This is a genomic window from Rhodococcus sp. I2R, from assembly GCF_020889545.1.
In the GTDB taxonomy this organism is placed as follows: Bacteria; Actinomycetota; Actinomycetes; order Mycobacteriales; family Mycobacteriaceae; genus Rhodococcoides.
Window position 1 is genome coordinate 16,513 of record NZ_JAHUTG010000003.1, and the last position, 20,419, is coordinate 36,931.

At 64.4% G+C, this 20,419-nt stretch carries 17 protein-coding genes; 2 read left to right on the top strand and 15 right to left on the bottom strand.

The window, feature by feature from the left end:
* Window positions 1-8 precede the first annotated feature (8 nt).
* From KVY23_RS03275 to KVY23_RS03285, 3 genes are read right to left on the bottom strand one after another with little or no spacing between them, the layout of a single operon-like run.
* Window positions 9-434, bottom strand: coding sequence for a PPOX class F420-dependent oxidoreductase (locus KVY23_RS03275; RefSeq protein WP_206511370.1), 426 nt, complete (start codon window positions 432-434; stop codon window positions 9-11).
* 11 nt (window positions 435-445) lie between these two features.
* The gene (locus tag KVY23_RS03280; protein WP_230555286.1) at window positions 446-1,075 is read right to left on the bottom strand and encodes a TetR/AcrR family transcriptional regulator; all 630 of its coding nucleotides are present in this window, start codon (window positions 1,073-1,075) and stop codon (window positions 446-448) included.
* Complete coding sequence (locus KVY23_RS03285) at window positions 1,072-2,520, bottom strand: amidohydrolase (protein ID WP_230555287.1); 1,449 nt, start codon at window positions 2,518-2,520, stop codon at window positions 1,072-1,074. Before KVY23_RS03285 ends, KVY23_RS03280 begins: the two co-directional genes overlap by 4 nt.
* Window positions 2,521-2,577: 57 nt before the next feature.
* On the opposite strand from KVY23_RS03285, the gene KVY23_RS03290 reads away from it, so the two are divergent.
* A complete protein-coding gene (locus tag KVY23_RS03290) occupies window positions 2,578-3,012 on the top strand; it encodes a thioesterase family protein (protein ID WP_269419126.1) in 435 nt (144 codons plus the stop codon).
* Here KVY23_RS03290 and KVY23_RS03295 read toward each other — a convergent pair.
* The 12 genes from KVY23_RS03295 to mftE form a co-directional block, all read right to left on the bottom strand.
* Window positions 2,979-4,967 carry an acetoacetate--CoA ligase gene (locus KVY23_RS03295; RefSeq protein ID WP_230555288.1) on the bottom strand — a complete coding sequence of 663 codons (1,989 nt, stop codon included), beginning with the start codon at window positions 4,965-4,967 and terminating at the stop codon, window positions 2,979-2,981. The two genes, KVY23_RS03290 and KVY23_RS03295, sit on opposite strands and share 34 nt — an antisense overlap.
* 91 nt (window positions 4,968-5,058) lie before the next feature.
* Window positions 5,059-6,681 (bottom strand): AMP-binding protein, encoded by a 1,623-nt coding sequence (locus KVY23_RS03300; RefSeq protein ID WP_230555289.1) that lies wholly within the window; start codon window positions 6,679-6,681, stop codon window positions 5,059-5,061.
* A gap of 32 nt (window positions 6,682-6,713) precedes the next feature.
* Complete coding sequence (gene eutC / locus KVY23_RS03305) at window positions 6,714-7,502, bottom strand: ethanolamine ammonia-lyase subunit EutC (protein ID WP_230555290.1); 789 nt, start codon at window positions 7,500-7,502, stop codon at window positions 6,714-6,716.
* Window positions 7,499-8,911: an ethanolamine ammonia-lyase subunit EutB gene (locus KVY23_RS03310; RefSeq protein WP_206509618.1), complete on the bottom strand. Its 1,413-nt coding sequence runs from the start codon at window positions 8,909-8,911 to the stop codon at window positions 7,499-7,501. Before KVY23_RS03310 ends, eutC begins: the two co-directional genes overlap by 4 nt.
* Complete coding sequence (eat, locus tag KVY23_RS03315) at window positions 8,908-10,347, bottom strand: ethanolamine permease (protein WP_230555291.1); 1,440 nt, start codon at window positions 10,345-10,347, stop codon at window positions 8,908-8,910. Before eat ends, KVY23_RS03310 begins: the two co-directional genes overlap by 4 nt.
* Window positions 10,348-10,565: 218 nt before the next feature.
* On the bottom strand, window positions 10,566-12,200 hold the full coding sequence (locus KVY23_RS03320; RefSeq protein ID WP_230555292.1) for a GMC oxidoreductase: 1,635 nt from the start codon (window positions 12,198-12,200) through the stop codon (window positions 10,566-10,568).
* Window positions 12,201-12,305: 105 nt separating this feature from the next.
* Window positions 12,306-12,881 (bottom strand): DUF779 domain-containing protein, encoded by a 576-nt coding sequence (locus KVY23_RS03325; protein WP_230555293.1) that lies wholly within the window; start codon window positions 12,879-12,881, stop codon window positions 12,306-12,308.
* Window positions 12,881-14,404: an aldehyde dehydrogenase family protein gene (locus KVY23_RS03330; RefSeq protein ID WP_230555294.1), complete on the bottom strand. Its 1,524-nt coding sequence runs from the start codon at window positions 14,402-14,404 to the stop codon at window positions 12,881-12,883. Before KVY23_RS03330 ends, KVY23_RS03325 begins: the two co-directional genes overlap by 1 nt.
* Window positions 14,405-14,513: 109 nt before the next feature.
* A complete protein-coding gene (locus KVY23_RS03335; RefSeq protein ID WP_230555491.1) occupies window positions 14,514-15,806 on the bottom strand; it encodes a transcriptional regulator in 1,293 nt (430 codons plus the stop codon).
* 80 nt (window positions 15,807-15,886) lie between these two features.
* The gene (gene mftG / locus KVY23_RS03340; protein ID WP_230555295.1) at window positions 15,887-17,347 is read right to left on the bottom strand and encodes a mycofactocin system GMC family oxidoreductase MftG; all 1,461 of its coding nucleotides are present in this window, start codon (window positions 17,345-17,347) and stop codon (window positions 15,887-15,889) included.
* Window positions 17,344-18,741 (bottom strand): mycofactocin biosynthesis glycosyltransferase MftF, encoded by a 1,398-nt coding sequence (gene mftF / locus KVY23_RS03345; protein ID WP_230555296.1) that lies wholly within the window; start codon window positions 18,739-18,741, stop codon window positions 17,344-17,346. The genes mftG and mftF overlap by 4 nt, the downstream gene beginning before the upstream one ends.
* Window positions 18,742-18,844: 103 nt before the next feature.
* Window positions 18,845-19,522 carry a mycofactocin biosynthesis peptidyl-dipeptidase MftE gene (gene mftE / locus KVY23_RS03350; protein WP_230555492.1) on the bottom strand — a complete coding sequence of 226 codons (678 nt, stop codon included), beginning with the start codon at window positions 19,520-19,522 and terminating at the stop codon, window positions 18,845-18,847.
* A gap of 111 nt (window positions 19,523-19,633) precedes the next feature.
* On the opposite strand from mftE, the gene KVY23_RS03355 reads away from it, so the two are divergent.
* Entirely contained in the window at window positions 19,634-20,350 is a 717-nt protein-coding gene (locus tag KVY23_RS03355; protein ID WP_206509613.1) for a GntR family transcriptional regulator, read from the top strand.
* Window positions 20,351-20,419: the final 69 nt, after the last annotated feature.

Genomic DNA, 20,419 nt, shown 5'->3' on the forward strand with positions numbered 1-20,419 from the left:
CAGCCGCCTCAGGCGGTCATGTCGAGTGACGCGATCACCTTCGTCGGTCGGATCCGAACAACCAGTTCGCCAGGGACACCGTTGCGCTTGCCGAACTCCTCGGCGCGATCGGCACCCATGTATCGACCGCCGATCGCCGTCGCGGTACGCACCAGCTCCTGCGGATCCTCGGACGTCTCGGCCACCCCCTGAACCTGGACGAACGCATACGGAGGTGTTTCGAGATCGACGGTCAACACCAGGCGCGGGTCGCGCGCGATCGCGCGCCCCTTGGCCGTATCGGCACCGGTGTTGAACACGATCGTCTCGTCCTCGAGGATGAACCACACCGGTGCGACGAGTGGGCGTCCATCGGCGGCAACCCAGCCGAGTTTGCCGGTCCGCGTGCCCTGGCCGAGGAAGTTCCGGACGTCGGTGTCAGCGAAGGATCCCATGAACGCAAACGTTACCCGGCGGACCCGACACCGACCCCCACGATTCGCCGCGCGATTCCGAGATAGATGCGGACGAGCTCATCGGGTTCCAACGCTCCGTCCGGTCGGTACCAGCCGGCCACCCCGACGCACATGGTGGTCACCGCACGCGAGGCATCCTCGGCATCGTCCAACTCGAAGTCTCCGCTGTCGATCCCGGCCCGGACGATGGCGTCGAGCATGCGCTGCTGCTCGTCGCGACGGCCGACGTAGCGCTCTCGGTTCTCGGGCTCGAGGCTGCGTATCTCGGTCGAGCCGAGGAAGGCCTGATCACGCCTGTGCATGTGGAACAGAAGCAGGGACTCGACGACGGCGTCGAACCGCGAGCGAGGTGACGATCCCGCCTGCGCTTGCGCGTCCTCCGAGCGCCGCAGCAACTCGTCCATGGCGGCGTTCATGAGCCCGACGAGCAGCGCCTGCTTGGACGGGTAGTGGTGATAGAGACCGGGGACCGACAGTCCGGCGCGGGCGGCGATGTCTCGGACGGATGTGCCGTGATATCCCTGCTCGACGAATGCAGCGAGCGCGGCAGCCAACGGAGCTGGGAGAGCCGTGCCGTCGTAGATGCGCCAGTCCCCTGGCTCGGAGCCGGCCGCCGTCATTGCGCTTCACCGTCGAACGTGAGCCTGCCCGCTCGTATCGTGCCGCGGACTTCGACTGCGCGGAGGTCGTTGTTGACCAGCAGAGCCGGGTGCTCGGCCAGAAGGACCAAGTCGGCGGCCGCACCCACCTCGACCGCTGCTCGGCCCCCACAGGCGGCCGTCAGTGCGACATCGAGCGCCAGCGCCTCGTCCGCACGCCACGCAGCCCGCTCGTCGTCGGTGCGCCACACCGCGTCGGCGACGGCGTCCAACGGCGCGGGCGGACTCACCGGCGCATCGGAACCGAAGAGCAGGCGCGCACCCGCACGGTGCAGCGAACGGTACGGATACGCAATCGAGCGACGATCACCCCACAGTTCGTCGGCCACGTCCCGATCGGACATGGCGTGCTGGGGCTGGACCGAGGCCGTCACCCCGGCCCTCGCGAAACGAGCCACATCTGTCGGCAGCAGCTGCTGTGCGTGCTCGATGCGGCCACCCCCACCGACCGACTCGAACGCATCGAGGGCGAGCGAGTTCGCGCGGTCACCGATGGCATGGATCGCCGAACGGATACCCCCGCCGCGAGCCCGTGCCATCATCGCGTGCAGATCCTCGGGAGTCTCGAGCAGCAGTCCCGTCGACGCGCCGCCCGGATAGGGGTCGTGGCAGCACGCTGTTCGGGTGTTGAGCGAACCGTCGAACATCACTTTCAGCGGGCCGAGCGCGACGTGCTCGGCGAATATGTCGCCGGTGGCGGCGCCGAGGACGAGCTCGTGTTCGAGCCATTCCGGCCACACCGCACAGTCGATGTCGACCGCCGGGGCGGCGATCTCCGATCGCCGGCTCCACACCGCTCGATTGTCGGCGTACTCGAAATCGGTCACCGCTGTGATGCCGCGTCTGGCCAATTCTGCCGTCGCCGCCAGCGTGGCCCGGTCGGTCTCGTCGGTGTCGGCCAGCTTGTCGAGTGCGTTCAGCCCCTCCATGCAGTCGTGGTCACGCAAGACCCCGGTCGGGTGATCGATGCCGAGCTCGGCAAGAAGGGACGGACTGAGCCACAGTGTGTGCAGGTCCATGCTCGTCACGGCAGCTCGACGTCCCGGCAATGCGTTCTGCAGCAGATCCTTGTGCGGCGCATCCGACCACAGGGCGTCTCGGAAACCCTGCGCACGGAGAATCCCATGCCCGTGCCGCTCGTTCGATCGCGCGAGAATGTCGACCAGATCGACTGCGGAATCCGCCCCGGAGACATCGATACGTGAGAGCGACGCGGCCCACTGTGTCAGGTGAAGATGACTGTCGACGAAGGACGGGAGCAGCGCGGCACCTCGGCCGTCGAGCACATCCCCCTCGATGGCGCGGGAGTTCGGCTGCACCGGAGAAATCTCGGCAATTGCACCACCGACGGTCTGCACGTCGAGCGCGCAGTCGCCGGGAGTCAGGACCACATTTCTGATCAGCACACCCGGACTCTAGAACACAAGGACGTATCGGGACCGGCGGCGTGAGACGGTGGTGCGGTGACACGCCCCCAGATCGGCTATACCGCCCGCGTCTCGGTCCGTTGGTCGGACATGGACGCCTTCGCCCATATCAACCACGCCCGCATGGTCACACTCCTCGAGGAAGCTCGGATCGACTGGCTGCTGAGCGAGGAAAATGCAAACGAATCACTGATCAAGAGCGCGTTGATCGCGAACGTCAACATCGCTTACAAGAAGCCACTTCGGCACAGCGACAGCCCCTTGAACATCACCCTGTGGTTCGACCGGGTGCGATCGGTCGATTTCACCATCGGATACGAGGTGCGCGCAGCAGACGCACCCACCGACTCCGCGCCCGCGGTGGTCGCGACGACGCAGATGGCGATGGTCGACGTCGGCTCGGAAACCCTGCGCAGAATCACCGCGGAGGAGAAGGCCTACCTGGCCCGGTGGACTCGCCCCTCGTCGTGATCGCGTCCTCGTTCGATGTACCAGTCCACTAATTCAGGTACATCGACGGCACTGCGGTCCAGGCTCGTGGCGCTCTCCCCGCCCTGAAAGATGCGCTTGATGGGGACTTCGAGCTTCTTTCCGGTCCGGGTGTGCGGGATCCCCGGCGCGGCGATGATCTCGTCGGGAACGTGACGCGGTGAAGCGTGCTCGCGGATGACACCGTTGATCCTCTGCCGTAGGGCATCGTCGAGTTCGGTGCCCTCGGTGAGGACGACGAACAGCGGCATCCAGTAGCCGCCGTCCTCGGACTCGACTCCGAGCACCAGGGATTCGACGATCTCCGGTAGCAGTTCGACCGCCTGATAGATATCGGCACTACCCATACGAATACCGTTGCGGTTGAGCGTGGAATCGGATCTGCCGTGCACCACGATGCTGCCCCGCTCCGTGCGCGTGATCCAATCGCCGTGACGCCAGATCCCCGGGAACGTGTCGAAGTAGGCGTCGCGGTAGCGAATCCCGTCCGGGTCGTTCCAGAATCGCACGGGCATCGACGGCATCGGCTTCGTGACGACGAGTTCTCCGACGTCACCGAGGACGGGCCGTCCGTTCTCGTCGTAAGAATCGAGCGCCACTCCGAGGTACGGCACAGAGAGCTCACCGGGCCACACCGGCATGGTGCGCACACCCCCCGCGAATGCGGATACGACGTCGGTGCCACCGGAGATCGAAAACACCGGAATGTCTGCTCCCACGTGGTCCGACAACCACATCGACGAGGACGCCGGGAGGCTGGAGCCGGTGATCCCGACCCCCCGCAGGGCACTCAGGTCATGCTCGCGCGCGGGGTGCGAACCCGCCTTGATGCACGAGAGTACGTATCCGGGGCTGGTACCCAGGAAGGTCACACCCTCCTCCGCAGCGATCGACCACAGAGCGTCCGACGCCGGGTAACCGGGGTTGCCGTCGGCGCAGACGATCGTCGAACCCACCAACAACCCCGACACCTGGAAGTTCCACATCATCCAGCTCGGGCTCGTATACCAGAAGAACGTGTCATCTGGGCCGATGTCCGACTGCAGCGCAACAGCTTTGAGGTGTTCGAGCAGCACCCCACCATGGCTGTGCACGATCCCCTTGGGCAAGCCTGTCGTGCCGGACGAGAACACCACCCACAGCGGATGGTCGAACGGTACGGCAGCCGGGGCCCACTCGTGATCCCCCGCAGTCGCCGTCGCCCAATCGGTCGATCCCTCGGCGACCTGCTCGCCCACCAGGATCGTCGAGGCGGTGGCCAAGCCGTCGCGCAGCATCCGCAAGTCCTCGGACTTGTCGCGGAACTTGCCCCCGTAGAGGTAACCGTCGGCCGTGATCAGCACCTTCGGGTTCAGCTGACCCAACCGGTCGAGCGCAGCGGAGGCGGAATAATCCTGTCCACAGGCAGACCAGATCGCACCGATGCTCGCCGTCGCCAGGAAAGCCACCACGGCCTCGGGGATGTTGGGGAGGTAGCCGACGACACGGTCACCGCTGCTCACCCCACTGCCGCGCAGCGTGTGCGCCAACGCACCCACCTGCCTGGACAGCTCACTCCAGGTGAGCTGGGATCGCGTCCCGTCCTCACGGACATAGCGAATGGCTGCGGTGTCTCGGCTGGCGTGTCGGGCGATCTGATCGACGTAGTTGAGCGTCGCGCCCGGGAACCACTGCGCTCCGGGCATACCGGACTCGCTCAGAACCGCAGTCGGTGCGGTCTCCGAGCTGATGCCGAAGTAGTCCCACACCATCTGCCAGAACTGCTCGAGGTTCGCCACGGACCACTCCCACAACCCCGTGTAGTCCTCGAACGTGACGTGATGCCGCTCCTGCACACGCTGAGCGAAGTCGGTGATCCGGGCAACGTCGATATCTGCCGCCGACGGTATCCACTGCGGTTCGGGGGGTTGGGGTTCGGGGGGATGGGGTTCGGTCATGGGTCCAGTATCGCTCGAGCCGTTGTCACAACCCGACCGTTCGTTTACAACCCAAGCTTGTGTTGTGAACGAACGGCAACGTTGTGCATGGTCAGATCAAATCCATCGATCGCTCACGCATCTCGACCTTGCGCACCTTCCCGGTGACGGTCATCGGGAACTCGTCGACGATGTGGACGTACCGGGGAATCTTGTAGCGCGCCAACTTGCCTGCGGCGAAAGCTCGAACGCTCTCGGAGGTCAACGGCTCGGCGCCCTCTCGCATCCGGATCCACACCATCAGCTCCTCGCCGTACTTGTCGTCGGGAACTCCGACGACCTGTGCGTCGAGGACGTCTGGGTGTGTGTAGAGAAACTCCTCGATCTCCCTCGGGTAGATGTTCTCGCCGCCGCGGATCACCATGTCCTTGATGCGACCGGTGATGCTGACGTAGCCGAGCTCGTCCATGACCCCGATGTCGCCGGTGTGCATCCACCCCGAGTCGTCGATGGCCTCGGCGGTCTTGTCCGGTTGCTCCCAGTACCCGAGCATCACGGAATACCCACGCGTACAAAGTTCCCCGGACTCCCCGCGCGCCGAAGTCGAACCGTCGACGGGGTCCACGATCTTCACTTCCAGGTGTGGTCCCACCGCACCGACTGTCGATACTCGCTGCTCGATGGTGTCCTCGCTGCGCGTCTGCAACGACACCGGGGAGGTCTCGGTCATCCCGTAACAGATGGACACCTCCGTCATGCCCATCCGCTCGATGACCTGCTTCATCACCTCCGTCGGGCACGGCGAGCCCGCCATGATTCCGGTACGCAGGGTGGACAGGTCGAAGGACTCGAACTCCGGCACCGCCAACTCGGCGATGAACATCGTCGGCACCCCGTACAGCGAAGTGCACTTCTCGGTCTGGACGGCTTCCAGCGTCGCGACGGGATCGAATGCGGGGCTGGGGATGATCATCGCTGCACCGTGCGAAGTGCAGGCCAGATTGCCCATCACCATGCCGAAGCAGTGGTAGAAGGGCACCGGGACGCACACCCGATCGTCAGCGGTGTAGTGGCAGAGTTCTCCGACGAAGTAACCGTTGTTCAGGATGTTCCGGTGACTCAATGTCGCGCCCTTGGGAAAGCCGGTAGTGCCCGAGGTGTACTGAATGTTGATCGGATCGTCCGCGGTCAATCGGTCCTGCACCTCGGCAACCATCCGTGGATTCTCGGCGAGGGCGCGGTGACCTCGATCGGTCATCAACTCCCACCCGAAGCTTCCGACGAACACGACCTGCCTCAGCGCCTGCGCGTCGGTGCGAGCCTCCTCGATCATGGCTGCATAGTCCGAGCCCTTGAACTCCTGCGCGGACAGCAGCAGCGACACGCCGGCCTGCTTCAGAACGAACCCGAGTTCGTGGGTGCGGTAGGCCGGGTTGATGTTGACCAGGATCGCGCCGATCTTTGCCGTCGCATACTGCGTCAGGACCCACTCCGGGCAATTGGGCGCCCATATGCCGACGCGGTCGCCGGTGCCGACGCCCGCAACGAGCAATCCGGCGGCGAGCAGTTCGACGTCGGCGAGAAACTCCGAATACGTCCACCGTCGACCGGACGGAACATCGACCAGTGCATCTCGGCCCGGATGCTCGGCTGCCGTGCGGTCGAGGTTCGCGCCGATCGTCTCCGTCAACAGCGGCGTGGACGACGGACCGGACGAGTAGCTCGAAGACTCCATGCCCCCAGGGTAGTGACGCCCGTCACCGCCGACTACCCCCGAATCGGGGTGTTCCCACCAGCCGAAGCATCGAGCGTGTCCGCCCGCGAAGTGTCCTTCAGGGCGACGCCGGATCTGCCCAACCTGCGTGCGCCCGCGACGAGACCGGCCACGATCTTCGCCGATTGCCGATACCCCAGACCGTCCGGAGGATGGATGTTCGAGATGCAGTTGCGGTCGGCATCGGAGTTCCCCGGCCCGGGCAGGTGCGTCAGATAGATCCCGAGACTGTCCGCCACCGAGAGGCCGGGGCGTTCGCCGATGAGAACGACGACGGTGCGGACCCCCATCGCGGCGGCGATGTGATCACCGAGCGCGACCCGGGCCTGAGTCGCGATCACCGGTGGAGCGCACGTGTACGTCTGCGACAGTTCCGAAACCAACGCCTCGAGCATGGGCGCACCGTGATCCATCAGCGCTCGCGGTGAAAGACCGTCGCTGAGAACGAATCCCAGGTCGAACTCGCCCGCAGAGATGGCCGACAGATCCTCGGGCACCCTGCCCAGATCGGGCCTGCGCAGGTACTCCGCCCGCGAGTTCGCCTGGGATGTCACCGTAATGGGGGCGCCGATGCCCACCCGTTCGATCTCTGCTGCGAACGCATCGGTTTCGAGCGGCATGTGTACCGCGTCGCGTGCTGCGGCATGCGCCGATCTGAACTCCAGTACGCGCTGGGTCGGCAACGAGTCCCCTGCCCGTCCCAGTCCGATGCGTGCCTGGGTACTGAGGCGTAGTTCGTCCCAGAAGTCCGCTGATTGCGTGTGCGGGCTGTTCTCGCTCATCTCGACCCCGTCAGAGCTCGCAGTGGTGACCCCGGGGCGTCGACCTCGAGGATTCTGCCGCGTGCGTCCACCATGCCGAGACGATCGAGCCAGGCAGCGAACTCTGGTGCCGGTGTCAGACCCAGCACCTGCCGGACGTACAAGACGTCGTGGAAGCTCAGGCTCTGGTATCCGAGCATCACATCGTCCGCTCCGGGAACGGCGATGACGAATGCAACACCGGCCGTTCCGAGCAGCGTCAACAGCGTGTCCATATCGTCCTGGTCGGCCTCGGCATGGTTGGTGTAACACACGTCCACCCCCATCGGCAGGCCGAGAAGCTTCCCACAGAAGTGATCCTCCAGTCCAGCGCGAACGATCTGCTTTCCGTCGTAGAGGTATTCGGGTCCGATGAAGCCCACGACGGTGTTGACCAGCAACGGTTCGAGATCGCGACACACCGCGTACGCTCTCGTCTCGAGTGTCTGCTGATCGACGGGTCTGCCACCGGTCCCGAGATGCGCGCCGGCACTGAGTGCGGATCCCTGGCCTGTTTCCAGGTACATGACGTTGTCGCCGACGGTTCCGCGGTGCAGCGACCGCCCCGCCTCGTTGGCCTCGCGAAGCAGCGACAGATGCACTCCGAAACCGGAATTGGCGCCTTCGGTGCCGGCGACGGACTGGAACACGAGATCGACCGGGACCCCTTTGTCGATCAGTTCCATCGTCGTCGTCACGTGGGAGAGAACGCACGACTGCGTCGGGATCTCGAAGCGTTGACGGATCTCGTCGAGCAGGTACAGCAGATCCGAGGTGGCGTGTGGCGAATCCGTCGCGGGATTGATTCCGATGACGGCATCGCCGGACCCGAGCAGCAACCCGTCCAGGGTGGCGGCGGCGATGCCGCGGGGATCGTCGGTCGGATGATTGGGTTGCAGCCGGGTGCTGAGCGTTCCCGGCAATCCGATCGTGGTTCGGAAAGCAGAGGTCACCTCGGCGGCGCGAGCGACCGCGATCAGATCCTGATTCCGCATGATCTTGCTCACCGCCGCAACCATTTCCGGCGTCAGGCCTGCGGCCACCGACCGCAGCACCGATGCCGAATCCGGTGATGCCGCAACGCTCAGCAGCCAGTCCCGAAGGCCGCCGACCGTCAGATGCGAGATGGGTTCGAACGCTGCCCGATCGTGCGAGTCGACGATCAGCCTGGTGACCTCGTCACTCTCGTACGGTACGAGGAGATCGTGCAGGAACACATCGAGAGAGATATCGGCCAGCACCCATTGGGCCGCGGCTCGTTCGGCGTCGGACTCCGCTGCGCACCCGGCCAACTCGTCCCCGGATCGCAGCGGCGTCGCCTTCGCCATCAGCTCCACCAACCCGTCGAACCGGTAGGTGGTTCCCGACACCTGCTGTGTGTAGATGCTCATTCGAGTTCGGCTTCTGCTTCCGCGAGTGCAGCGAACTCCTCGTCGGGCGAGTTCGCGACGAGGTGGTGCCGACTGTAGACGCCGAAGTACAGCATGAATGCGGCAAAGACACCGAGGCACCACAGCGCAGCCGTACTGTCGACCAGGAAGGTTGCCACGACAGCCAGCGCAGCGATGACCAGGGCGAAGCTCGTGGTCGCGACGCCTCCTGGTGTGCGGTAGGGGCGTTCCATGTGCGGCTCGCGGCGGCGCAGCACTATGTGGCTGACCATCATCAGAACGTAACTCACTGCGGCCCCGAAGACGGCCATGTTGAGCAGCATCGCGCCCTGTCCGGTGAGCGAGAGCAGGAAGCCGATGACGCCGGGGACGACGAGTGCGAGCGTCGGCGCCTTGCGCGAGTTGGTGATCGACAGGACATTCGGCAGGTATCCGGCCCGCGAGAGCGCGAACAATTGACGCGAGTACGCGTACATGATCGAGAAGAAGCTCGCGACCAGTCCGGCCAGACCGATGTAGTTGACCACCGTCGCTGCCGTCCCGTCGCCGAGCGCCTCGACGAGTGGGTTACCCGAATCCTGCATCGCCTGTGCCCCGCCTGCTCCCGTGACGAGGATCAATACGGTTGCACCGGTGATCAGCAGGATGACCATCGCGGCGATGATGCCCCGCGGCACGTTCTTGCTCGGGTCTTTCGCTTCCTCCGCAGCGAGGGGCACACCCTCGATGGCAAGGAAGAACCAGATTGCGAAGGGAACAGCAGCCCAGATACCCAGGTAACCGAACGGGAGGAAGTTCGACGCGCCGGCCGCGTCGCCGGGCGCGATATCGGTGAGGTTCGATGCCTCGAACTGACCGAGGGCCGCTAAGGCGAAAATTACCAAACCGACGAGCGCGATGGCGGTGATGACGAACATGATCTTCAATGCCTCGCCGGCACCGGACAAGTGGATACCGATGAAGATTGCGTACACCGCAAGATAGACCCACCAACCGTCTGTGATTCCGAACAGTCCGAGCGATTCGACGTATGCCCCGATGAACGTCGCGATGGCTGCGGGTGCGATCGCGTACTCGATGAGAATTGCCGTGCCGGTGGCGAATCCGCCCCACGGACCGAGCGCTCTTCGAGCGAACGTGTAGCCGCCACCGGCGGCCGGAAGTGCCGAGGACATCTCGGCCATACCGAGGACCATCGCCAGGTACATGGCTGCGATCACCACAGCGGCGATGAGGAGCCCGCCGAACCCGCCTTGCTCCAACCCGAAGTTCCACCCCGAGTAGTCACCCGAGATGACGTAGCTGACGCCGAGGCCGGCGAGCAGCACCCACCCGGCAGTGCCCTTCTTCAACTGACGTTTGGCCAGGTAGTCGCTGCCCTCCACATGGGAGTCGGCACCGCCGTGATGGATGATTGCTGGTTTTTCGACGGACATTGCCGGCCTCTCGAAGCGAGATACTTACTTGCGGGTTGAACGATCGACTCAAGATAGGCCCGCGGTGTAAGCGCCGGGTCATGGACACATGACGGGCGAATTACGGCGAACGCTGAGCGATTCGGAACTGCCGCTGTCCATGATGCTCGCAAGTAGGGGCAGACGTGTTGGAATCGTGAATTTCGCTACCGGTGTTTTTGAAGTCACCGTCTTTCATGTCATCGTCCGCTTGCGATGATCTCCTCGATGTTTCGCTCCGCGAGAGCGGCAATCGTCAGAGACGGATTGACCGCTCCGGTACTACCGGGAACGAGTGCACCGTCGACGACATACAAACCGTCGTACCCGATCACGCGACCGAACGCATCGGTTGCCCGTCCCAGTACGGCACCGCCGAGAGGGTGGGCGGTGAAGGTCGCGTTGACGTCGGGCACACCGAGCATCGGGAATCCGACGCCGATGTTGGACCGGTGAGCGATCCGAGTGTGCACCGCGCGCAACGCCTCTTCGACATTGCGGTTGCCGCGTTCGGGCCAGCGCAATCGCGTTGCGCCTGTATCGCGGTCGTAGACGAACTCTCCACGAGTCGGATCGAGCACCATTCCAAGAGATCCGATGAGAGACATATCGATGGGTGATCCTGGTACGTACCAGTTCTCCAGCGTAACTGGCGCTCCCGATTCGTCGAATATGCGCGAGGCCGACGGCGAGGCCTGAACCAGTCCGTTGCCCTCGGGACTCATGCCGCGGACGAGAGCGGCGTCACCGTTTGTCCCCCAACCTTGCCCGACGTGCTCGTTCAACCGGGGCAATGCTCCGGTGTCCCGGGCTGTGACGAGTAGCTCGGATGTGCCCATCGATCCGGCACCGAGAAAGAGTCGATCACAAGTGAGGGTACGAGATTCGACCGCGATGGCGGCGGGATCGAGAACGTCGACTTCGAGTACGTATCGGCCGTCGGATGCACGCCCGATCGAGGTGACCTCGTGTCTGGCGTGAATCGTTGCGCGAGAGGTGCGCTGGGCATCGGCGAGGTAGTTCTGAGTCAAATCGAACTTGGCCCCGTTGGAGTTGCCGAGGTTCGATTCACCGACGATCGCGGATGGGCGCGAGGCCCCGGAGATCTCCGCGCGCACCACATCCCAGTTCCAGATACCGTCGATTCGTGATGGCGAGTAGCCCGCCAGTCGAACCTGCTCGTCCCATATCCGCGAATGCGTGAACGGAACGGACCGATAGACATCCTCGGGCATGGTCGACAAACGCAACGCCGAGCGCACCCGCGGGTAGTAGATCGAGTTCATCTCGTCGTAGGAGACGGTGGAACCGAAGACCGCGTCGAAGAATCTGCGCTCCGGCGCGATCATGACTCCGGTGAAAACCACAGACCCGCCGCCGACGGCAGCTGCCCGCCATACATCGATCGAGCCGTGCTCGGTGACGTCGAAAACTCCGCCGAACAGATCGGTCGGCACTTTGGGCAGTCCCGTCAACGGTGCGAGTCCGCCTCGACGCCAGAACGCCCGCCCGTCCGGCGCGAAATCGTTGGCGAAGACCTGGCGGCGAGGATGGAGCGGCCACTGCGCACCGCGTTCGAGCACCGTGACCGCCGAACCGGACTCCGCAAGCCGCAGCGCCGCGACGGCAGCACCGAAGCCCGACCCGATGACGATCGTTTCCGAGTGCGCGGGCGCTCGACGAGGCGTATCGAACAACTCTGGGACGAACGTCCGATAAGCCGCGCCGAGCACAGGTTCCGCCCCGACCTGGCGTCCACCGGCCAGCAGCGAGGACGCACCGGCCAACCCCATGATTGCGCTCGCTTGAAGCAATCGTCTGCGACTGATTTCCATGCACGCCCCCGCCATAGACAAACCCGAACCGCCGAAAAGACTTCGATGCGATTTCTGCCGTCCAAGAATCAACGACCGGCCGGTATCTGTCTACGCAGAGTTACGTCAAGTTGTGATTGTCACATCCAGTGGCGGTTGTGGTGTGGACCCAGGAACCGGGCAGGCATCGGCAGCTTCGGCGACCACCGAGGCCTCACCCGGCACCGCTGGGCGGCGGCCCTGCTCCCAGTCGGCACCCAGCAGAGGTGGGTCGAGAGCAAGCATCGCGGTTTCGTCCTCGGTGAAGGCCCTTCCGCGGCTCAGGAAGCGAAGACCCTCGGGCACTTCCAACGAGAAGCCTGATCCGCGGCCCGGTACGACGTCGAGGATCATCTGCGTGTGTTTCCATGCCTCGAACTGCGAGCCCGAGATCCAGACCGGCACCGCATCCGCACCCTCGGGGAGGGACTGCGACACTTCGCCGACGCCGAGACGCAGATCCAACAGACCCAGCAGCACGTCCCGGTCTCCAACGATGAATTCGCCTGTGGGATAACACATCGGCGATGATCCGTCGCAGCATCCACCGGACTGATGCATCATCAGTTCCCCGTGAATGCCGCCGAGGCGACGGAGAAGCTCCATCGCCTCGGCGGTGGCCCGTAGACGCGACGGCGGAGCCGAAGCCGGACCGTCGCTCATCAGAAGAAGCCCTGAGCCTTCTGGGCGTAGCTGACGAGAAGGTTCTTGGTCTGCTGGTAGTGATCGAGCATCATCTTGTGATTCTCGCGCCCGATGCCGGACTGCTTGTACCCGCCGAAAGCTGCGTGCGCGGGGTACTGGTGGTAAGTGTTCGTCCACACCCGGCCTGCCTGGATGTCACGTCCAGCGCGGTACGCGACGCCACCGTCACGGGACCAGACGCCCGCACCGAGCCCGTAGAGGGTGTCGTTGGCGATCGAGATCGCCTCGTCGTAGTCCTTGAACGAGGTCACCGACACGACCGGTCCGAAGATCTCCTCCTGGAAGATGCGCATGTTGTTCTTGCCGGTGAAGATGGTCGGCTGAACATAGTAACCACCGTTGAGATCGCCGCCGAGCTGTGCGCGCTCGCCGCCGGTCACGACCTGAGCGCCCTCGCCCTTACCGATCTCGATGTAGGAGAGGATCTTCTCGAGCTGATCGTTGGATGCCTGCGCGCCGATCATGGTCTCGGTGTCGAGCGGATCACCCTGACGGACGGCCTTGGTACGAATGGCGGCGAGAGCGAGGAACTCGTCGAAGATGTCGGCCTGGATCAGCGAACGCGACGGGCACGTGCAGACCTCGCCCTGATTGAGCGCGAACATCGTGAAGCCTTCGAGCGCCTTGTCCTGGTAGTCGTCGTTGGCGGAGAGCACATCGGAGAAGAAGACGTTGGGGCTCTTTCCGCCCAGTTCCAGAGTCACCGGAATCAGGTTCTGCGAGGCGTACTGCATGATCAGTCGTCCGGTGGTGGTCTCACCGGTGAACGCGATCTTCGAAATACGAGGGCTCGAGGCGAGCGGCTTGCCTGCCTCCACACCGAATCCATTGACGATGTTGAGGACTCCGGGCGGCAGGAGATCGCCGATGATCGAAATCAGGTGCAGGATCGATGCCGGTGTTTGTTCTGCGGGCTTGAGGACGATCGCGTTTCCTGCCGCCAGCGCGGGGGCGAGCTTCCAGACCGCCATGAGGATCGGGAAGTTCCAGGGAATGATCTGACCGACCACGCCGAGGGGCTCGTGGAAGTGGTATGCCACGGTGTCTTCGTCGATCTGGGACAGCGAGCCTTCCTGCGCACGGATGCATCCGGCGAAGTAGCGGAAGTGGTCGGCGGCCAGCGGGATGTCGGCGTTGAGCGTTTCGCGAATCGGCTTGCCGTTGTCCCACGACTCGGCAAGGGCGATGGACTCGAGGTTCTCGGCGATGCGATCGGCGATCTTGTTGAGGATCACTGCGCGCTCGGCTGGAGACGTCTTGCCCCAGGCGGGTGCCGCTGCGTGTGCAGCATCGAGTGCGAGTTCGATGTCCTCGGATGTCGAGCGAGCAACCTCGCAGAAGTTCTCGCCGGTAACGGGGGTGGGGTTCTCGAAGTACTGTCCCTTGACCGGCGGCACCCATTCGCCCCCGATCCAGTTTTCGTAACGCGGCTGGAAGGACATAACGGAATCGGCGGTACCTGGACGGGCGTAGACGGTCATCTTGGTGACTCCTCCTGATCAACACATGCTTCGATGTGACTGTGTGTGATTCAGAACACTAGAGTCTGCAACGTTGCATCTACGTTGCTGCACCGCGTGCAGGAAAAGCTCAGACGCCCAGTTGCCGATCGAGTAGGTCTATCCGGGCGCTGACCTGGCCGTACAGTGCAGAATCTCGGCTCAGCGTCGAGCGGTAGGCTTCCCACGCGATGATGTCGGCGCGGCCATGGATGGACGACGTCCACTGCGCCAGCAGCACCGGATCGCCGACCCGCAGCAGCGCGGCCTGAACTCGAGAACGCAGTTCCTCGCGGATCTCCTCGATGCCCGGTGCCGAGGAACCCGGTAGCACCGGCCCGGTGTAGATGCGCAGCGCAGACTCGACGTCTCCCCGATCCAAGGCACGACGGATATCGCCGACATCGGAGGTCAGCTCCCCCACCAGCCGGTACGGACGCGACGCAAGTCCCGCGGAGCCGAACGTCTTGCGCAGTCGCGACATCTCCGCACGGATGGTCACCGAATCGAGTTCCTGTTCATCCAGCAACACCGCAAGATGGTCGGAGCTGAGCCCTTCGGGATGATCGGCCAGGAGCAGCAATATCTCTGCGTGCCGCTGCGACAGCGGGAGGCGGCCGCTGCCGCGCACCAGACCTGCCCGCCCGGAGCCCAGGACCTCGAGACGTGGCGCGGTGTCTCCCAAAGACTTCGGTGAATTCATCAGGTGCACACGCAGTTCCGACTCGGCGGCAGCCACTGTGGCCCGAATGAGCGAGAGCACCTCGGGGACGGCCACGCGCGGTCCGCCGGTGATGTCGATCGCTCCGAGAATGTGCCCGCTGGTGGGGTGGTGCACGGGAGCAGCGGAGCAACTCCACTCGTGCACTGTGCGCGTGAAGTGTTCGGCCGCGAAGATCTGTACGCAGTGGTCGACGGCGAGGGCAGTGCCGGGCGCGTTGGTGCCCTTGCTTTCCTCGCTCCAGTCCGTTCCCTCGGCGAAGTTCATCGACAACGCACGATCCTTCGCCGCGGTATCGCCCTCGACCCACAGCAGCCGACCGTCCGCGTCGGAGATGGCGACCAGTAGTCCGGTTTCGGCGGCATCCTCGACGAGCAGCTTCCGGATGACCGGCCGGATGATCGCCATAGGGTGGGCGTCGCGATACCGATCCAATTCGGCGCCCGAGAGCGCGGGCTGCTCGCTACCGCCATCCGGATCGACTCCCTTGATCCGGCTACGGAGCCAGGAGTCGAGGATGACCGACCGAACATTGCCGGAGGACGACCTGTCCTCGACGAACGAGCGGTGAGCGGTCGAGACCCGGCGAGCGAGGAGATCGACGTCGTCACCAGGGCGAACAGCGACCCAGGGATTGCCTTGTCTCGGCGCACTTGCAGTCATCACCCAATTACCCCTTCTGGAGCGTTCCCCCTACTGTAACGCAGCTCACAGGGGCCGCAATGCCCACCCCACGTCACCATCTAGACCGGGTTCTCCCGGACGAACCCCGATGCCCGCTCGGCGAGCATGATCGCCGTCGCGTGCGGACCCCGCGAGGGGACCAGAGGGAAGGCCGAGGTGTCGACGATATGGAGCCCGTCGATGCCGCGCACACGACACCGTTCGTCGAGGACGCTGTCGCCCTCACCCATGGCGCAACTACCGGAAAGATGCAGCGAGGTCCCCAGCGCCTCCTCCCGTACATCGACGGAGGCGGCCGAGCCATTCAGAAGTTCTCGAACGAGATCGATCCCCCGCTCGAGTGCTGCCCTGTCCGAGACCGACTCGAGATAGCGGTAGCGAACCCGCGGAGAGTCGAAAGGATCCCCGGATGCGAGCGTGATGTCACCGCGACTGTCCGGTCGCATGAGTCCGACTCCCACCATAGGATCGCCCGCGGGAAGACCCGAGATGAACCTGTCGAACGATGCTGCGTAAGGACGGATTTCGAGATCGTCGACGTGCAGCACAGCCTCGATGGGCGAGGAGCAGACACCGGACGTATCGAAGACCGAAGGTCGATAGTAGACACCGACTTCCGGATGGTCACTGAATCCGCGGCCGACATGAGAGTGATCCAGAACGACGGAGATGCCATGGCGTCGAAGCTCTTTCGCCGGACCGAGGCCGGAGAGCATCATCAGCTGTGGCGTCCGCACAGCGCCGGCACACAGAACCACCCTGTTCGCGCGCAACCGCGAGAGAACACCGTCCCGAGTGATGGTCACGCCGCTCGCGCGAGCACCCTCGATGTCCACCTTCAGGGCAGTCGCTCGCCCGAGCACCTCGAGATTGGGGCGTCCCATCACCGGAATCAAGTATGCCAGTGCGGCATTCACTCTTCGGCCATCGATCGTGTTGCGCGGAACCGGACCTACGCCCCCGCTCGGGCCGGGGTCGTTCTTGTCCGCGTCGTACTCGAAGCCGGCCGCGAGCGCCGCACCGACGAAGCTCTCTGTCAACCTCGACCACGATGCTCTCGCTGTGCGAGAGACCGGCACGGGACCGGCTGCGCCGTGGACGTAGCCACGGAAATCGACATCGCACTCGAGTGCGCGAAAGTACGGAAGGACATCGCCGAACGACCAGGACGACGGCCAGGCGTCGAAATCGGCGGGGCGTGCGCGGATGAAGTAGGCCCCGTTGATCGCGCCGGAGCCGCCCATGATGCGCCCCCGAGAGACCGTGCGCACCGTAGCGGACGTCAGTTCCGCGGCGTAGGAATCCACCCACTCACTGCCCGGGCCGATAGGCAGCACGCGCGCGTCCATCACCTCGGGTGGAAACTCCGCCGCCGACCGAAAACTTGGACCCGCTTCGACGACGGTGACCGTGCAGTCCGGATCTTCACTGAGCCGTGCCGCCACCACCGATCCACAGGACCCACCCCCCACGACGATCACATCCGGGTCGCGCACATCCGGGTCGCGTGAAGCCCTCATGTATCCATTCGGGGTGTCAGCGCTCGAAGGCTGCGCCCCTCGAAGGCCCCCACCCACAGGCCGGTACCGTACGCGATGTCGTCCATACGCTTGAAGAAGGCGTATCGAACCGGATCGAGACCACCCAGTTCGCGGTGGTTGTACCAATCCGACATCGCCTCGGCCACAGCAAAACCCAGAGCGATCTTGCGAATTCGACTCGACAACACCACCGCGATCAGCGTGATGGGCCAATAGTGACGACACAGAGCCGAGGCCAACTGCCACAGGCCGCCGACGAAGCCCTCGGTGGCCAGGATTGCCGCGATGCGGGTGGGCTGGTCGAGCCCGGCGAACATCGATCGCAGCCGGCCGATCGTCACGGCAAGGGTCGCGAGAGCGCCCAACAGGCCTAGTTTGGTGAAGCTTGCGGCGAGCAGGCAGGCCACCAGTGTCCAGGGCGACATCGACACCGGCGGCACCATCCCCGGGTGCCGATCAGCGAGGGGGCTCGCACCGGTGCCGTAGAACAGTTTGCGCCCGAACCACCGCCCGAACGTCACCCGATGATCGTGTGCGACGTGCGCGACGGGTTCGTAGCGCAGCCGCCAGCCGGCTTCCTGAAGTCTCCAGCACAGGTCCACGTCCTCGGCAACGTGCAACGACTCGTCGAAGCCGTTGCACTCGAGTGCCACCTGGCGGCGAATGAGCATGGCCGCGCTCGGTACATAGGACACCGAGCTGCCGGCCCGCACCGCGGCCTCGCGGCGGCCCAGATCCAGCGAGGATCGAGCGTGCTCGTACCGGGCGAGCGCATTGCCCTCCGGCTCGAGCGCCACGATGCGCGGGGCAACCAGGGCGACCGCGGGATCGGAAAAGTGCCCGAGCATCACCTCGAGCCATCCTTTGCGCGGAACCACGTCGGAATCGAGGAACGCCACGAAATCAGTTCTTGCACTGCGTAGTCCGGTGTTGCGCGCAGCCGCTGGACCGCGGGAGACCTCATGCCTGACGACGGTGACGGCACCGACCGGCCACGCGATAGTCGGTGCCGTCACCGGCTCGTCGGAACCGTCGTCGACGACGATGACATCGAGACCGTGCAGGGCCGGCAGCAACCGAACCAGGCCCGAGGCGTTGTTCTTGAGGGGGACCACGACGGTGACATCGCGCGGCGACGGAATCGACATCGGTCGCGGATTGGCGACGCCGGAGTCGAGAAGCTTGCGCGCGACGAGCGCCGACTGCGAGTCGGTGACCTCGAGGAATCCGTCGCCGATCATGGCCGCCGCGGTGGGCGCGAGGGTGAGCATGCGCTTCGGCGAACCGCCGATGAGGACACGTCCGTCGGAGTAAGTACGTACACGTGGGTCCACTCGCACCCCGAAGCCGTCGGGCAACCGACCTTGACCCATCAGACGATGGTAAACGGACAACGTGCCGAAGTGTTCGCCAGCGCCGGAGAATTTATGAAACATACCTTACGTCCGTTTTGGTGGCCTTTTGCAGACCGGTCGATCAAGCCAACATTCCGTTCGAGTTGGGCTGCCATCGCCCCAGCGCAGCGACGCTTCGCGCACACATTTGGGCCAGGATCGCCGCCCCCTCGGCTGCGGTGGAACCGCGAGGATCGCCCAGCACCCCGTTCGGCGCAACCGCCGCGACGCCGCCCGCACGCAGGCGAGGGAGCAACTCCTCGATGGGATCGGTGTTCCCGACCTCGGCGCGAGCGAAGTCCACGACCTCCGGTGAAAGGCAGAGCAGCAGCGAGGTTTCGGTTCTACCCGCATGCGCATCGGCGCCGGGGACCGCACACGGCAACCAGGCGACCTCGCGTCCCTCGTAGCGCAGTAGCGTCACCGCAGAAATCAGTGTCTCGAGGTTTCCGCCATGACCGTTGACGAACACCACGCGCTCGGCCCACCGGCAGGCCGAGCGGCCGTACTCGACCAGAATCGTCCGCAACGCGTCGCTGCCGATGGAAATGGTCCCCGGAAAGCCCTCGTGCTCGCCGCTCGCCCCGTAGGCGATCGACGGCGCGAGAACGGTGCCGGGCAGTCTGCGTGCAAGCGCCTCGGCGATCCGAGTATCGGTGTCGAGCGGCAGATGGGGTCCATGTTGCTCGAACGCGCCGAGCGGGACAGCGACGGTTCTCTCTCGCCGCACCTGCGAGCACGTGTGTTCGCCCAAGGGCATGGATTCGGTCGAGGACACCACAACGATGCTATCGGAGTGCGTCTTCCCACAGCTTCACACGGACGAAACACGGCCGGGCTAGCGTGCAGTGCGTTCCTCGAAAGGACTCTCATGCCCCCACGTCGGCGATCGGTACTCCTTGCAAAGTTGAGCATTGCCGAACCCGGCGGACGGCAGCCGAAGATACTCGACGAACTACGACGGGTGATCCTCTCCGGTGACGCCCCACCCAACACACCCGTCCCGATAGACGAGGTCGCGGAGATCTTCGGCGTCAGTCGCATTCCGGTTCGCGAAGCGCTGAAAACTCTGATAGGCGAAGGGCTGGTGGACCATCGCCCCAATCTCGGATACACAGTGGCACAGCTGACTTCGGCCGAGCTCCATGAGATGTACGTCGTCCGAGAGGTACTCGAAACCGCAGCGCTCGCGACGGCCGTGGAACTTGCCACCGACGAAGATCGGGCGCGAGCCATCGAAGCCGATCGCCTTCTCGAAGAGGCCATCACGGCCGACGACCCGCGTGAGTACCACCGTCGCAGCCGAGAATTCCACATGTCGCTGACCCGTCCGTCGAGGATGAAGCGGTTGCTGCACATGTTGGATGCGGCATGGAACATCACCGAGCCGGTGCAGCCGATGGTGCAGGTGGCCGGTTCCGACCGTGCGAGTTTGCATTCCGACCATCGCACCATGCTGGAAGCGTTTCTGGCGCGCGACGCGGACGCTCTGCTACTCATCGCGCAGGAGCATTCGACTCGCTTGAACTCGGTCATTTCGTCCATATCGTCGGAATCCGGACTACTCGCGGAATCACCGCCCGACTGACGGCAAAAGATATATCCATTCCGTCACGCAGGGGCAATACTTCGTCGCTACCTTTTGTTTCGCCGGTCT

Bases quoted from the DNA above. Each gene is read 5' to 3' on its own strand.
- KVY23_RS03300 (WP_230555289.1), bottom strand. From the start codon at position 6,681: ATGGAGTCTTCGAGCTACTCGTCCGGTCCGTCGTCCACGCCGCTGTTG.
- KVY23_RS03310 (WP_206509618.1), bottom strand. From the start codon at position 8,911: ATGAGCATCTACACACAGCAGGTGTCGGGAACCACCTACCGGTTCGAC.
- eutC (WP_230555290.1), bottom strand. From the start codon at position 7,502: ATGAGCGAGAACAGCCCGCACACGCAATCAGCGGACTTCTGGGACGAA.
- KVY23_RS03295 (WP_230555288.1), bottom strand. From the start codon at position 4,967: ATGACCGAACCCCATCCCCCCGAACCCCAACCCCCCGAACCGCAGTGG.
- mftE (WP_230555492.1), bottom strand. From the start codon at position 19,522: ATGCCCTTGGGCGAACACACGTGCTCGCAGGTGCGGCGAGAGAGAACC.
- KVY23_RS03275 (WP_206511370.1), bottom strand. From the start codon at position 434: ATGGGATCCTTCGCTGACACCGACGTCCGGAACTTCCTCGGCCAGGGC.
- KVY23_RS03330 (WP_230555294.1), bottom strand. From the start codon at position 14,404: ATGACCGTCTACGCCCGTCCAGGTACCGCCGATTCCGTTATGTCCTTC.
- KVY23_RS03320 (WP_230555292.1), bottom strand. From the start codon at position 12,200: ATGGAAATCAGTCGCAGACGATTGCTTCAAGCGAGCGCAATCATGGGG.
- KVY23_RS03355 (WP_206509613.1), top strand. From the start codon at position 19,634: ATGCCCCCACGTCGGCGATCGGTACTCCTTGCAAAGTTGAGCATTGCC.
- KVY23_RS03335 (WP_230555491.1), bottom strand. From the start codon at position 15,806: ATGACTGCAAGTGCGCCGAGACAAGGCAATCCCTGGGTCGCTGTTCGC.
- eat (WP_230555291.1), bottom strand. From the start codon at position 10,347: ATGTCCGTCGAAAAACCAGCAATCATCCATCACGGCGGTGCCGACTCC.
- mftG (WP_230555295.1), bottom strand. From the start codon at position 17,347: ATGAGGGCTTCACGCGACCCGGATGTGCGCGACCCGGATGTGATCGTC.
- KVY23_RS03280 (WP_230555286.1), bottom strand. From the start codon at position 1,075: ATGACGGCGGCCGGCTCCGAGCCAGGGGACTGGCGCATCTACGACGGC.
- mftF (WP_230555296.1), bottom strand. From the start codon at position 18,741: ATGGGTCAAGGTCGGTTGCCCGACGGCTTCGGGGTGCGAGTGGACCCA.
- KVY23_RS03325 (WP_230555293.1), bottom strand. From the start codon at position 12,881: ATGAGCGACGGTCCGGCTTCGGCTCCGCCGTCGCGTCTACGGGCCACC.